Below are 14,376 nucleotides of genomic sequence, written 5' to 3' on the forward strand. Positions count from 1 at the left end.
TTTTTAAACCCGGTATGCGGCACGGCAAAGCTCGATACGTCCAGCATGCCACAGAGCGCCACTTTGCGTCAGGCCGGAACCTTGCGAAGAAAATCGAGCATCACATCGTTGAACTGTGCGGGCCTTTGCAGCGGCGCAAAATGGCTTACACCCGGCATCAGGATCAACTCGGCCCGCGGAATACTGCGGGCCAGATACTCCGCATGTTCCGCCTTGATGAATTCATCATGCTCGCTTTGCACGATCACGACTGGCACTTGAATCTTCGCCAGGTCGCTAGCGGAGTAATTCGGCTGGGTCTTCATCATTTCGCCGACGGCGCCGACAAAGGCCTCGAACTGATCCGGCGTGGCTGACAATTGAGCATAGTCCGCAGCATGGCGTCCGAGGCACCGCTCGATGACCGGCGTCATAACGAATTTCTTCGTGCCGGTAGCGTCCATGTTGCAGCCAAAGAAGAAGACGCCGGCAACACGTTCAGGGGCTTTGGCGCCGAGGATCAACGCGGTGCACGCGCCGTCGCTCCAGCCCACTATGGCAGCTTTTTTCAGTTGCAGGACGTCCATGACGGCAAGCACATCGGACGCCATCAACTCGTAAGAATAGGGACGCGCATCACGCGTACTGCGGCCATGACCACGACTGTCGATCAACACGGCGCGATATCCCGAGCCGACCAGCGCAGGCACCTGCCAGCCCCAATTTCCGCTGTGGCCCAGGCCTCCATGCAGCAGAATCACCGGCGTGCCGGTTCCGTAGGTCGAGTACGCGATTCGCGCACCGTCGTGCTCCACAATTCCTTGATCGCTTGCCGCAGGCAACGGAGGTGCGCCATGCGCAGCAAAATTTTCGAGCTCGTCGTCGTACGGTTCCATGGCGGTTTTACCTGTATAGGCGTATACGGATGGAAGAATAACCGACTAACAGCAACATGGCACCCGGCCAATCGCGCGAAAATAGGACTCGCTGAATCCTGCGGATGGAACTGAACAAGTTAACACCGATCCAAAGAAGTTAACACCCCGGCGTGATATTTAACAACATTCCCCTGGCGCGCGGACGCGGTTCCTGGCAAGCTATGCAAACCGGTCGCTGTTCTCAGGCTTTTCTCCTGGCGTATCGCCAATTAAAGTGGTGTAATTAACATCATCTGCAGGTTGCCTGGGACTGCCATACTATTTGCTTCCAGTTGCAATGCAAGACCAGCGCGCTAACCATCGCATCATCACGCATCGCCTGATTTCGAAACGCAGAGAACCTGACCAGAATACGTCACCCCTGAGTAACGTCCCTGCGCCTTGCCCCTGCGGACAATCATCCTGTTTGATTTGAAGTTCGATTTAAAGAGTGGAGGTTTATTATGTCGACCCATGCGCACTCACGTGAAGCAAATGCTGCCGAACGATTCGTTCGTGCAACCAGGCAAGTAGATATTGCCTTTCGCGTAGTCAGAGGCGAGGACGTGCCGCAAAACCGGCACATCGAGCACTCCCTTGCGCTTCGCCAGCTCGAACAGGCGTTGGACGAACTCGCAGAGGCTCAGGATTTCTTCGACTCGGCGGTGGTCAAGATCGCCACGCAACCGAAGCGGACCAATTGATACCGTCCCGCTCGCTTTCGTTTCCTGGCCTATCAGAAACCATGTCCACGACGATTGAACGACTTGATGGCGAAGCGCGCGAACGTCTGATCCGCTGGATTCGCCACCGCATGGAAGAATTCGGCATTACGCTGCCGGCGCTCGCGGAGTCTCTCGAGTCCGACCAGAAAAGCGAACAGGCGGTGGCGTACCGGGACGCCTGGGGAAATACCTGGAACGGTAGCGGCGATCTGCCGGAGTGGCTGCAGCGGGCCGTAGCGGCCGGCCAAAGTATCGAACACTTCCGCTGCAGCTAACAGCTCTGGGTCACACCGCCGAGTTTAGTGCTTTGCCAGTTCGGCGTCGATGGCCGCCAGCAGACGCGGGTCGTCAGCCGTGACGTCAGGGGCAAAGCGCCCCACTACGTCGCCGTTGCGGTTGATCAGAAACTTTTCGAAATTCCACAGCACGTCCGCCGGGTTCTCAGGGTTCACGCCGTAGCCCTTCAGCTTTTCGCGGAACGGGCCATCACCGGTTGCAACCGGCTGCTTTTCGGTCAGCACCGCGTACAGCGGATGCTGGTCTTCGCCAAGCACGGAGATCTTCGAGAAGAGCGGGAAGTGCACGTCATACTGCGTGGAGCAGAACGAGGCGATCTCGTCATTGCTGCCGGGCTCCTGGCCTTTGAAGTTGTTAGCCGGGAAGCCCAGCACTTCGAGACCGTCGGCGTGCTTTGCCTGGTAGAGACTTTCCAGGCCGCTGTATTGCGGCGTGAGACCGCATTTGGAAGCAACATTGACCACCAGCAAGACTTTGCCGCGGTAGTCGGCAAGGCTGCTGTCCTGACCGTCGATCGCTTTCAGGGGAATGTCGTGTAACGCTAATGCCATAAATCCTCCGTTGTCGCCTGGTGAGAAAAATAACGTGGGCGAGACAGAAGACTAACGGAGTTCTGCGTTTGCTGCCGGCGGTGCCTAGCCGGGGGTTTGCCACCCCAGCCCTAGACTCTTTTGCAGGGCCACGTAATCCTTGATTAACTGCGCTTCGCTCTGAATGCGGTTCTGCTCCGCCGAATAGCGGGTTCGCTCGGTATCGAGCCAATCGAGCGCCGTGGTCGTACCCGCGCGGTAGCGCTGCTCGGTCAGCACCGCGGCGTGCGTAGCGGAGTCTTCCACCTCGCGAAGGCTCACGGCGTTGTCGCGTTCGTGGCCGTAGCGCGAGAGCGCCACATCTGCGTCCTTCAGCGCGCCCAGCACCGTGCTCTCGTATTTCGCCTCGGCCTCGTCGCGGCCGGCCTTTGCCTGATCGACGCTCGCCTTCACACGGCCAAAATCGAATGCATTCCATTGCAGATAAGGCGCGGCAACCCACGTGTAACTGCTTTTGCGAAACAGATGACCGGGTTCGGACGCGCTAAAGCTCAGGTCGCCAAATAGCGTGACTTTCGGAAACCAATCCGCTTCGTGCTCGCCGATCTGCGCATTCTGCGAGGCAAGCCGCCGCTCGGCCGCGCGGATGTCGGGACGCTGACGCAACAGACGCCCTGGGTCGCCCACCGCCACCGTCGCCGGCAACGTGGGAAGCGGCTTCTGTGCCGACAGTTCGGCATCCAGCGCACCGGGCTCGCGGCCCGTGAGCACGGCGAGTTCGTCGAGCGATTCGGCCACCTGGGCGTCGAGCGGAATGATGCTCGCCTGGGTATTTTCGACCTGCGAGCGGATCCGTTCCACATCGAGATCCGAAGCCACGCCGCGCGCACGGCGCTGTTCGGTCAGCGTCAGAATGCGCGTTTCAAGCTCGGCGGATTCGTGGGCGATACTCACGCGCTGCTGCTCATCGCGCAAGCCGACATACGCCTGCGCCACCTCGGCGGCGAGCTGCACATGCGCATCGGCGAGATCGGCCTGCGAGGCGTCCGCCTCTGCCGACGCCGCTTCGATCGCCCGCCGCGTGCCGCCGAAAAGATCGATTTCCCAACTGGCATCGAAGCCCGCGAGATAAAAACTGATCGGCCCGCTACCGCTCGAGGACGAACTCTGTCCGCCTTCGAGCGATGACAGATCCGGGGTAGGCGTGCGCAAATACGCGGCGCTACCCTGAACCTTGGGCAATTCGTTGCGCTGCTTCGCTGTGAGACCGGCGCGCGCCTCGCGGACGCGGGCCTCGGCGGCATGCAGATCGGGACTGTTCTTGAGCGCCGTATCGATCAATGCGTTCAGTTGCGCGTCATCGAGCGCGAGCCACCATTGCGCAGCCACAGGCGCCGTCGATACCGTGCCCTGCGGAGCCCGATTGAACGAGGTCGCCTGCGCGGCGATCGGTGCGGCCTGCGGCGCGCCGTGGTAGTCGGGCCCCACCGTGCAGCCAGCCAGCGCCAGCGCGGCCGCCACGGGAAGCAGGCCGAAACAGAGAGCAGAGTTGAGTGACTTCATATTGTTTTCAGTGTCCTGCCGACGGTGTGCCGGCAGCCGGCTTCTTCAGAAAGAATGCGAGCGGAATGCACAGCAGCAGAGCCACGCCAAGCACATAGAAGGTTTCGGAATAGGTAATGACCACCGCTTGCACCTGCATCTGCGCGGTAAGCTGGCCGATTGCCTGAAGCTTCGCGTAGGCCATGTCGCCGGTCTGCGCGAAGAAACTCGCTGCGCTAGCCGTTAGGTGCTCCTGCCCGATCAGCGAGTTGGCGCTTAAAGAATCGCGGATCACATCTTCGTGGAACGTGTTGCGGCGGTCGATGAACGTGCCCAGCAACGCGAGTCCGACCGAACCGCCCAGGTTACGCGCCATGTTGTAGAGACCCGCAGCGTCACCGGCTTCCTCGCGCGGTACGGCCGCCATCGACGCCTGGTTGAGCGGCATCATCGCCAGCACCTGGCCCACGCCGCGCAGCAGTTGCGACCACGTGAAGTCATGGCCGACGCTTTGTGCGGTGAGCGAGATGTCGAGCATGCAGCTCGCGGCAAAGCAGCACAGCCCGGCGATCACCATCAGGCGCGTATCCACACGGCCCATGAGACGGGGCAGCACCGGCATCAGCAGAAACGCGGGCACGCCGGAGATGAGCATCACGCCGCCCGACTGCTCTGCGTTGTAGCCCGATACGTTGCTCAGGAACTGTGGCAGCAGATACGACACGCAGTAAAGACCCGCGCCCACCGTAAACACAATGAAGATGACGCTCGCGTAGCGCGTATTCTTCAGCAACGTCAGACGCACGATGGGCTTCTTCGCCACGACCTGCGCAATCACCAGCAACAGGATGCCCACCACCGATACGACGCTCAGCCACACGATCATCGACGATTCGAACCAGCGCTCGCGCTGCCCTTCCTCGAGCACGACGGTCAGCGAACTAAGCCCCGCCGCGAGCCCGACAATGCCGAGCCAGTCCGCCTTGATGAACTGCGACCAGTCGGTGCGAGCGGTTTTAAGTCCCAGAAACAGCAGCACCACCAGTGCGCCGCCCACCGGGACGTTGACGAAGAAGCACCAGCTCCAGTCGATATTCTCCGCGAGCCAGCCGCCCACCACCGGACCGAGCAGCGGCCCGAGCAGCACGATCAGGCCGAACATGGTCATGCCGATCGGCATCTGATGACGCGGCAGGCGCGTCGCCACAATCGTCTGCGCGGTCGGAATCATCGCGCCGCCCACGAAGCCCTGGCCGATCCGTCCCGCGATCATCTGCGGCAGGCTGTGCGAAACGCCGCACATGACCGAGAACAGCGTGAAGAGCGTCGCGTTGCCAAGCAGAAAATTTCGCAGTCCGAACACGCGCGTGAGCCACGCAGCAAGCGGGATCATCACGATTTCCGACATCAGGTAGCCGGTTGAAATCCACGTGCCTTCCGTGCCGGTCGCGCCGATTTGCCCTTGAATCTGCGGCAGCGCCGAATTCGTGATCGAGATGTCGAGCGTCGCCATCAAGGCGCCGAGCGCGCCGGCGGCCACGGCGATCCAGTCAGAGGCGGTGGCATTCGGCGGATGCGCCGGCTGCGCAGCGGATGCGTCTGCTCCGCTGCCCGGCATGCTTGCCGGCGTGCTGGAGTTAGCCACGTCCGTTTTCCCGTTCCATGCGCTCGGCGGTATCGCGGGCGCCGCGTGTGTCCACCTCCACGTTCACCGAGAGGCCCGGCAGCAACACCTTGCGCGTTTCAGGACCGGCCGCGATGTGGATTTTCACCGGCACGCGCTGCACGATCTTCGTGAAGTTGCCGGTCGCGTTCTGCGCGGGCAACAACGCGAACTGCGAACCCGTGCCGGGCGAGAAGCTGTCCACGGTGCCGTGCAGATCTTCGCCCGGTAACGCGTCGACCCGGATCGTCGCTGGCTGGCCGACCCGCATCAGGCCAATCTGCGTTTCCTTGAAATTGGCCGTCAGATACACGTCCTGCACCGGCACGATGGTCATCAGACGCGTGCCCGGCTGCACATACTGGCCGATGCGCACTGTGCGGTCGCCGACGCGACCCGCGATCGTGCTGCGTATCACGGTGTCCTGCTCGTCAAGCTGCGACTGTTGCGTGGAGGCGACGGCTGCGTCGAGTTGCGCATGAGCCTGCTGGATCTGCGCCTGCAGATTCGCGACCTGACGCTCGGCGACCTGCAGCGCTGCGGCGTCAGCGGCGCGCGTGGCGGTAGCCTGGCGAGCCGAGTTGCGCAGGTCGGCCACGCGTTCTTCGGTCTCTGCTCCCGTTGCGGCAAGCGGTTCGTAGCGCTTGACCTGGGCGAGCGCATGCGCCTCGTTCGACACCGCGCCGTCGAGTTGCGCCCGCGCCTCGCCGATGCTCGCCTGCTGCTGCGCCAGTTCGGCCTCGCCGCGCAGAATGTCGGCCCGGCGCGCGGCCACGGTGGCGTTGGACTGTTCCAACGCCGCTTCGTACTGGCGGCTGTCGAGCCGCACCAGCGGCTGTCCGACCGCAACCGTCTGGTTGTCGCCAACCAACACTTCAGCCACGTACCCTGACACCTTGGGTGCAACAGTCATACTATCGGCTTGCAGGTAGGCGTCGTCAGTGCCCTGGATAAAGCGTCCCACCGTCCACCAGCGCACGCCCCACGCGGCCGCGGCGATCAGAGCGATCAGCCCGGCCGCCATGAGTAGCCGGCGTGTGGGGGAGCGGCGCGCGGGCGCAGCTCCAGCTTCGTTGACGGGAAGGGTGGCCGACATGACGACTCCAGATTTTTTCCAATTGATATAATTATTCCAGTTGGCACATTTCTGTCAATTGATATATTTTTGCTTCACTTACAAAAGCTTCTGAGGATCCAACGGATGTCCCCTGCCCCGAGACATCGCCACGCAATCGATGGCGGCTACCAGCGCGGCGAAGAAACCCGCGCACGCATCGTCGACGCGGCGCTCGCGCTGTTCGGCGAATATGGCTTCGACGGCGCCTCGACGCGCGACATCGCCGAGCGCGCGGGCGTCAACGCACCGGCCATCGGCTATTACTTCGACAATAAGGAAGGGGTTTACCTGGCGTGCATCGAGCACATCGTCTCGCGGGTCTGGGCACAGATCCTCGAACCCGTCGAGGCAGCCGAGAAAGCGCTGGCGAACAATGTCGACGACGACGGGCTGATCGAAGCGTTCTGCGCGATCCAGGCAAGCATTGCCCAGTTCATGTTCACCTCGACCGAATCGGACGACTGGCGCCTGTTCATGGCGCGTGAGCAAGCCGGCCACGGTCCGTCATCGGGATTCGAGCTGATCGACAAGAAGATCAGTTGCCGCCTGACCAATATCAGCGCGACGATCGTCGGACGCCTGCTTGGACGTCCTGCAGATGATGAAGAGACGCTGATTCGCACGCTAACGCTCAACGGACCGGTCGTCGCGTTTCACATCCACGGGCGCAAATCGCTGAGAGTGCTGGGATGGGACGCTGTCGACGCAACCAGGCTCGCGACGCTGATGCGCATCATCAAGGAGCAAACGGTCACGCTCATGCGAAGCATGACCGCGTTGAGAGACAGGCAACCTTCAGGTGCAGCCAAGGCGGCCGGCGTCAAAGCGATCAATAGCAAACGCGTCCAGCGGTAACGACGGAACGCCGTCCAGCACCAGTTCCGACACCAGCTTGCCGCAACCGGGGCCAAGCTGAAAACCGCTGCCGCAGTATCCGAACGAGTAAGTTAGATTCGACGCCTTGCGGCTCGGTGAAATCACCGGCAGCGAATCCTCGGTAAATGCTTCCACCCCGGCCCACGCGCGATTGACGCCGAGGTGGCGCAGATGCGGAAACAGGTCTACCACGGTATGCGCGCTTCTTACGAGACGCGCGAAGTCCACTTCGCCATGACGTCCCGGCAAATCAGCGATCCCGATCAGCTTGCCGCCGATCACGACCGTGCCATTATCGAACTGCTTGAACGACAAGGGCCTTCCCGTCGCGCCAAGCGTCGCCCGGCAGAATGGCGCAACGCGGTGCGTAACCATCAGCATCAGCCCTTCCGGATGCACCGGCACGGGCTCGCCAACTTGCCTCGCAAGCTCACCTGACCAGGCCCCTGCCGTGATCACCAGATGCTCCGCTGAAAAGAGGCCAGCGGGTGTCTGTGCGTACCAGCGCGTGCCACGCTGTTCGATCCGCTTGACGGGCGTGCCTTCATGAAAGACCGCAGCGCGTGCCTGCGCTGCGTGACGAAACGCCATGGTGGCGCGGTACGGCAACGCATAGCCATCGCGTTCGACCCAGATCGCACCGGTCACATGCGGCGCGAGCGCCGGCTCCAGTTCGCGGACAGTCGCGCGGTCGATGATCTTTTCGTGAGTAAAGCCCTGTGCCTCGAGCGACGCCACGCGAGCGCGACACTCGTCGAGCTCGGCCTCGCTTTCGGCGATTTTCATCTGGCCCGAGGGCACGAAACCGGCATCATCGCCGATGGTCGCGACGATGTTGTGCCAGATCTCGCGTGACATCAGCGCCAGCGGGATTTCCGGCAACGGCCGGCCGAGGGTGCGCACACCGCCCGCATTGACACCCGACGCATGGCGGCCAACGTAGTCCGCTTCGAGCACCGTGACGCGCACGCCACGGCTCGCCAGATGAAATGCACTGCTCGAACCGTGCAGCCCGCCTCCAACCACCAGCACATCGGCTTCGCTGACCACGGCGCTATTCACCGGCGAGTTCTCCGAGCGTGAGGGGTTTGATCGGTGGACGGATACGGTAATAGCCGACCGTGGCCGGCGACACCTTGCGTGCCTCGGCGATCACTTCGGTCACGGTAAGCCCGCACAGACGCCCCTGGCACGGGCCCATCCCACAGCGGCCAAACGACTTGGCCTGATTCGGGCCCTGACAGCCGAGTTCCACGAAGCGACGCACGTCGCCAGCCGTCACCTCTTCACAGCGGCATACCTGCACGTCGTCCTGCGGCACGCGGTTCTCATCGCGCGGCCGGTACAAGGTATCGAGGAACGGACGGATACGCTTCACTTCCGCGAGGCGCCGCAACAATGGCGCCGCGCTATGGTTACGCGTCGTCTGATCGAGCGCGCCCAATTGCGCGGCAATCGCCAGCGCGCTCAGTTCGCCTTGCGCCTCGGCCGCTTGCGCTCCCGCTATCCCGCCGCCGTCTCCCACAACGAAGATACCGGCGACATCGAGCTCGCCCCATGCATCGGTCTGCGGCGTGAAGCACAATTGCGCGTCATCCCAATGATGCGTTGCGCGCAGAGACCAGCTGAACTGCGTGTTCGGCACGACGCCCTGATGCAACAGGAAAACGCTGGCCTCGATCCGTTGTGGCACGCCGCGCACTGAGAAGCTCAACGCGTGCGCCCGGTCGGTGCCATCATCACCCAGCGCGCCTTCGATGCGAAGATCGTCGGCACCCTCGTGAATCGGCACGCCCGCTTCGCGCAGCGCGCGGAGCAATTGCAAGCCCTTGGCCAGATACGGCCACGCCCGCAACGCCGAGATCATGTGACGCTTGGCACGCCAGCGGTCCTCATGACGCGTGGTGTCGACCAGCGCGCGAATCGGCACGCCCGCTCGCACGTATTGCCAACCAAGCAGATAGAGCAACGGCCCACAGCCAACCAGCACCGGCGGGTCAGCCGGCACCTCGCCGGCGCTCTTCAGCAGGATCTGCGCGGCGCCGGCGGTCAGCACACCCGGCAGCGTCCAACCCGGTATCGGGAAGGGCCGCTCCAGCGCGCCAGTTGCAAGCACGACACGCTTCGCCTCGAAGCTCCCGGTTTTTCCATCCTTCAGATAATGCACGGAGCGCTCGCGCGTGACTTGCCAGACCGAGGCGTTCGGCTCATAACGCGCCCCACTGCGCGCGAATGCCTCCGCCAGCGCCGCGCCTGCGACGTAGTCCGGCCCAAGGATCTCGCGACGCTGCGCATCGCTGCGCTCGATCGCCCGATAGATCTGTCCTCCGACCGTCTCCTGCTCGTCGAGCAGCACCACCGACAGGCCCGCTCCCGCAGCCCGCGTCGCCGCAGCGAGCCCCGCAGGCCCCGCGCCGATCACCGCGACATCGACCGGTTCAACGAGCATCGGAATTCTCCTTGATGGATTGCGATGACGCCGGATCGGCGCTAAACGGCAAGTCGCGCGCGCCCTCCTGCGAGTGGATCCGCATGCCGTCCTGTACCGTCACCAGGCAGCTTTGCCGGCTCGGCACGCCATCGATTTCGACGAGACATTCGAAGCACGCGCCCATCATGCAATACGGCGCTCGCGGCGCACCGGTAACCGGCGTAGCGCGAAAGCGCTGCACGCCGGCAGCGAGCAGCGCGGCCGCCACTGAGCGACCGCCTGGCACCTCAAGCGGTTCATCGTTGAACCAGATATGGACGGTGACATCTGCGACGGCAGGCGCAAGCGGTGCAAGCACCCTGAAAAGCGGTTTGGAAGTCATATCAGAGTCGTGTATCAAGCATGACTAAGGATTTTCGCAGGCGAAAGGAACCGGCCACCGGGAAATGCGCTGAGCTCATCAGGTATCGCGCCGCCCACGACCCAAGGGGCAATGCGTAGCGCGTGGGCGGCAGCCAGCGTCACGCCGCTGTGACAGGTGACAACAAACGCTCCCGGATACTGCGCCGACTGCTCGTAGATCGGGAAGCTATCAGGGCTATACACGCGCAGCGCCGCCCACATGCGCACCAAACGGACATCTTTCAGAAACGGAAAAGCTCTCACGCCGCGACGCGCGATTTTCGACAGCACATCGGTCGTCGTGAAGTCGTTGAAGCCGACCTCCTCCATCGAATCGCCCAGCTGCACGGAGCCCTCGTCGGTCTGCCGTACGTTGATCGTCGGATGATGCAGAAAAGGCGCGACGCGCTCGCTGACCAGTATCTGCCCGCGATTCGGTTTCACCGGCGCATGCAGCCCGACCTGCGGCGCCAACGAGCTGTTGCCGAGGCCCGCAGCCAGCACGATCCGCGGCGCACGCCACACACCGTTGCGTCCATGCGCGGCGAAGCCGCCCTCCTCCGGCGCAATGCGGCCGATCTGGCTGTTCCCGACCAGCGTCACGCCGCGCCGTTGCATCGCATCGTGCAACGCGCGCAACAGCTTGAGCGGATTCACGTGGCCGTCCATCGGCGTGTAGCTCGCGCCGATCACCTCGGGTCCGATTGCAGGCAAACGCTCACGCAGTTCTTTGGCATCGAGCAGTTGATAGGGGTAATCGCCGCCTAACTCCGCCTTCAATATGCCGAGGCGCTTGTTGCGTTCGGCCAGTTCCTCGTCCGAGAAGCAGAGGTGAAAGCCGCCCGGCTGCCGCAACGCCACGTCGATGCCGGTGTCCTCCAGCAACGCTGCCGCAAGCGCCGGCCAGCGGTCAGCCGAGCTGCGTGTCCAGCGCGCGTAAGGCGACAGGCCATAGCCTTTGCCTTGCACCCACACCAGACCGAAGTTGCCGCGCGAAGCGCGAAAGCCACCATCGCCTTCATCGAGCACGGTTACCTTTGCACCTTCTCTGGCGAGTCCATACGCCACCGCCGTACCGACCAGCCCGCCGCCTACCACCAGCACGTCGGGACTTTCGGCTACATCAACTGTCATCGTGTTTCTCCGATCAGGACGCGGTCCAGACCGACCATCCGGTCCAGCACCAGCATCAGGACAACCGTGCCGGCGATCAACACCGTCGACACGGACGCCACCAAAGGATCGATCGTTTGCGCGATCTGGTTATACATCGCGACGGGCAACGTGGTCGTGCCCGGCGTCGCGACAAAAATGGTCATGGTCAATTCGTCGAAGCTTTGAATAAAGGACAACACCCAGCCGCCGACCACGCCCGTACGGATCATCGGCAGCACGACGCGGCGGAACGCGGTGAAGCGGCTCGCGCCGCATGAAAGCGCGGCACGCTCAGCGTCGCGATCGAGACCGACGGCCGACGACAACGCGAGCCGCAGTGCGTACGGCACTACGATGATCACGTGAGTCGCACACAGCGCCCAGAACGATCCGCCGAGTCCGAGCAGGCTCAGAAAGCGCAGGAACGCGATACCGAGCACGACGGCGGGAATCATCATCGGCGAAAGGAAAAAGCCGGTGAGTGCGCCGCGCCCCGGAAAGCGATAACGTGCAATCGCGAGAGCCGCGGGCACCGCGAGCGCGACGCCGAGCGTCGCCGCCACCAGCGCAAGCCGTACGGACAGCCAGAATGCGTCGACGATGTCCTCGTTCTCGAGGATCGCTCTGAACCAGCGCAGCGATGCGCCATCGAACGGCATCGAGATATAACCCTTGTCGGTGAACGACACCGCGACCACCACGACGAGCGGCGCAAGGATAAACGCGAGAAACAGCGCGTTGAACAGGAGACCCCAGAATCCGTTTTGTTTCATGGCGTCCTCCCCATCAATCGAAGATGTGCTTGAAACGACGTTCGGCGAGCCGGCTGCAGCCCATCACGATCGCCACGTTGGCGATCAGCAGCAACACCGCAATCGTCGCGCCGAGCGGCCAGTTGAGCGTGCCGAGGAATTCGTCGTAGGCCGCCGTTGCAACCACCTTTAGTCGCCGGCCGCCAATCAGCGCAGGCGTGGCGAACGCCGAGGCAGATAACGCAAATACGATGATCGAACCCGATAGCACGCCTGGCAGGATCTGCGGCAGCACGACTCGCCGGAATACTCGCAGCGGCGACCCGCCAAGCGACAGGCCTGCCCATTCGACCTGCGGATCGAGCTTTTGCAGCGTTGCCCACACCGACATCACCATAAAGGGCACCAGTACGTGGGTGAGTGCAATCACTACGCCGGTCATGGTGAAGACAAGACGGATCGGCTCGGAGGTGAAATGCAGCGCCTGCAGTGCGTTGTTAAGCACTCCGTTGTTGCCGAGCAGGATCTGCCAGCCCAGCGTGCGTACCACCACCGAGATCAGCAACGGGCCGAGCACGATCAGCAGGCACACCGACTGCCACGGCCGCTTCATGCGCGCGAGCACGATCGTCTCGGGCACGCCGAGCACAATGCACAGCGCAGTCACCGCGAAGGCGAGTCCGGCTGTGCGGGCGAAGATTGCGCCGTAGTAGGGATCGGTGACTACCTTTAAGTAATTCGACAACGTATAAGCCGCAAGCGTGCCTTGGCTGTCACTAAAGGCATGGAACGAAAGCACCAGGGTCAGCACGAGCGGTACCAGCAGCAGGCCGCCGAACAGCAGCAGCGCCGGCCCGGACAAAAGCCACGGCGCCGCGCCCGCGCGATCGTGGTCAAGAGTGGCCATCGGGCTTCTCCTTCTCGAGCATGCGCAGGTCATCATCGGACCACGCAAGACCGACGTGCTGGCCTTCTTCTGGCGGTGGCGCACCGAAGTTAGGCTGCGCCACGCTCAGGCGTCCGATGCCGGTATCGACCTGCAGCAGCCACTGGTTGCCGACGAACACCCGCGTGGTGATGCGGCCGCTCGCGCGCGCATCCGCATCCGCATCCGCCAGACGAACCTTTTCCGGGCGGATATACACGTTGACATCGCCTTGTGCAGGCCGCCCTTCATGCGGCACCCTGAGCGTAGTACCCGCCACATCCACTTCGGCGCAGCGTCCATTGCGGCGTACAACGGCTCCCGACAACAGGTTGGTCTTGCCGAGGAAGGTCGATGCAAAAGCCGTCTTCGGCCGTTCGTACGCTTCGAATGGCGTGCTCAGTTGCGCGATCGTGCCACGATGCATGACCGCGATGCGATCGCTCATCGTCATCGCCTCGACCTGGTCATGCGTCACAAGGATCGTCGTGATGCCGAGGCGCTTCTGGATGGCGCGCAGTTCGATATGCATCTCCTCGCGCAGCTTGGCGTCGAGGTTCGACATCGGTTCGTCGAGCAACAGCAGTTCGGGACGCATCGCCAGCGCGCGCGCAATGGCCACACGTTGCCGTTGACCGCCCGACAGTTCCTTCGGATAGCGACTGCCCAGGCCGTTCAGACGCACGAGTTCGAGCACTTCGGCCACGCGTTCGGCACGCGCCGCGCGCTTCATATTGCGCATTTCCAGGCCGAAGCCGACATTGCCCTCAACCGTCATGTGTGGAAACAGCGCATAGCTTTGAAATACGACACCCATGCCGCGCTTTTCGGGCCGCTCGTGTGTGATGTCACGTCCATCGAGCCTGATCGTGCCGGTGCTCGGCGTGATGAACCCGGCTACCATCTGCAGGGTCGTGGTCTTGCCGCAACCGGACGGTCCAAGCAGCGACAGGAACTCACCTCGCTCCACTTCAAGGTCGATCTGCTCGATCGCAGTGAAGTCGCCGTAGCGCTTCGATATGCCTTTGAGTGTCAGGAAACTCATGTGCGTCCCTGTGAGGGTAG

The 14,376-nt window shown here is 62.8% G+C and carries 15 protein-coding genes; 3 read left to right on the plus strand and 12 right to left on the minus strand.

From position 1 onward, the window contains the following. Positions 1-68 precede the first annotated feature (68 nt). On the minus strand, positions 69-875 hold the full coding sequence (locus tag P3T17_RS18590; protein WP_429408405.1) for an alpha/beta fold hydrolase: 807 nt from the start codon (positions 873-875) through the stop codon (positions 69-71). 485 nt (positions 876-1,360) lie between these two features. On the opposite strand from P3T17_RS18590, the gene P3T17_RS18595 reads away from it, so the two are divergent. Next, on the plus strand, positions 1,361-1,600 hold the full coding sequence (locus P3T17_RS18595; RefSeq protein ID WP_074266279.1) for a hypothetical protein: 240 nt from the start codon (positions 1,361-1,363) through the stop codon (positions 1,598-1,600). A gap of 41 nt (positions 1,601-1,641) precedes the next feature. Continuing rightward, positions 1,642-1,896 (plus strand): H-NS family nucleoid-associated regulatory protein, encoded by a 255-nt coding sequence (locus tag P3T17_RS18600; protein ID WP_122158068.1) that lies wholly within the window; start codon positions 1,642-1,644, stop codon positions 1,894-1,896. Positions 1,897-1,920: 24 nt separating this feature from the next. Here P3T17_RS18600 and P3T17_RS18605 read toward each other — a convergent pair whose 3' ends face one another. From P3T17_RS18605 to P3T17_RS18620, 4 genes are all read right to left on the minus strand, one after another. Continuing rightward, positions 1,921-2,469: a glutathione peroxidase gene (locus P3T17_RS18605; RefSeq protein WP_429408407.1), complete on the minus strand. Its 549-nt coding sequence runs from the start codon at positions 2,467-2,469 to the stop codon at positions 1,921-1,923. Between the two features lie 84 nt (positions 2,470-2,553). Further along, the gene (locus P3T17_RS18610; protein ID WP_429408409.1) at positions 2,554-4,011 is read right to left on the minus strand and encodes an efflux transporter outer membrane subunit; all 1,458 of its coding nucleotides are present in this window, start codon (positions 4,009-4,011) and stop codon (positions 2,554-2,556) included. Positions 4,012-4,018: 7 nt separating this feature from the next. Continuing rightward, entirely contained in the window at positions 4,019-5,608 is a 1,590-nt protein-coding gene (locus tag P3T17_RS18615) for an MDR family MFS transporter (protein ID WP_429408537.1), read from the minus strand. 19 nt (positions 5,609-5,627) lie between these two features. Beyond that, entirely contained in the window at positions 5,628-6,749 is a 1,122-nt protein-coding gene (locus P3T17_RS18620) for an HlyD family secretion protein (RefSeq protein WP_429286078.1), read from the minus strand. A gap of 105 nt (positions 6,750-6,854) precedes the next feature. Between P3T17_RS18620 and P3T17_RS18625 the strand changes: the two genes are divergently transcribed. Next, on the plus strand, positions 6,855-7,625 hold the full coding sequence (locus P3T17_RS18625) for a CerR family C-terminal domain-containing protein (RefSeq protein WP_429408411.1): 771 nt from the start codon (positions 6,855-6,857) through the stop codon (positions 7,623-7,625). Here P3T17_RS18625 and P3T17_RS18630 read toward each other — a convergent pair. From P3T17_RS18630 to P3T17_RS18660, 7 genes are read right to left on the minus strand one after another with little or no spacing between them, the layout of a single operon-like run. Continuing rightward, positions 7,566-8,708: an NAD(P)/FAD-dependent oxidoreductase gene (locus P3T17_RS18630; RefSeq protein WP_429408412.1), complete on the minus strand. Its 1,143-nt coding sequence runs from the start codon at positions 8,706-8,708 to the stop codon at positions 7,566-7,568. The two genes, P3T17_RS18625 and P3T17_RS18630, sit on opposite strands and share 60 nt — an antisense overlap. Beyond that, entirely contained in the window at positions 8,701-10,095 is a 1,395-nt protein-coding gene (locus P3T17_RS18635; protein WP_429408414.1) for an NAD(P)/FAD-dependent oxidoreductase, read from the minus strand. The genes P3T17_RS18630 and P3T17_RS18635 overlap by 8 nt, the downstream gene beginning before the upstream one ends. Next, complete coding sequence (locus P3T17_RS18640) at positions 10,085-10,459, minus strand: (2Fe-2S)-binding protein (RefSeq protein ID WP_429408416.1); 375 nt, start codon at positions 10,457-10,459, stop codon at positions 10,085-10,087. The genes P3T17_RS18635 and P3T17_RS18640 overlap by 11 nt, the downstream gene beginning before the upstream one ends. 14 nt (positions 10,460-10,473) lie before the next feature. Next, complete coding sequence (locus tag P3T17_RS18645) at positions 10,474-11,613, minus strand: NAD(P)/FAD-dependent oxidoreductase (RefSeq protein ID WP_429408418.1); 1,140 nt, start codon at positions 11,611-11,613, stop codon at positions 10,474-10,476. Then, positions 11,610-12,407, minus strand: a complete 798-nt coding sequence (locus tag P3T17_RS18650) for an ABC transporter permease (protein WP_429286083.1) — start codon at positions 12,405-12,407, stop codon at positions 11,610-11,612. Before P3T17_RS18650 ends, P3T17_RS18645 begins: the two co-directional genes overlap by 4 nt. A gap of 13 nt (positions 12,408-12,420) precedes the next feature. After that, positions 12,421-13,293, minus strand: coding sequence for an ABC transporter permease (locus P3T17_RS18655; protein WP_074266291.1), 873 nt, complete (start codon positions 13,291-13,293; stop codon positions 12,421-12,423). After that, positions 13,280-14,356, minus strand: a complete 1,077-nt coding sequence (locus P3T17_RS18660) for an ABC transporter ATP-binding protein (protein WP_429408420.1) — start codon at positions 14,354-14,356, stop codon at positions 13,280-13,282. Before P3T17_RS18660 ends, P3T17_RS18655 begins: the two co-directional genes overlap by 14 nt. Positions 14,357-14,376 lie beyond the last annotated feature (20 nt).

Source organism: Paraburkholderia sp. GAS82 (genome assembly GCF_050436285.1).
In the GTDB taxonomy this organism is placed as follows: Bacteria; Pseudomonadota; Gammaproteobacteria; order Burkholderiales; family Burkholderiaceae; genus Paraburkholderia; species Paraburkholderia phenazinium_B.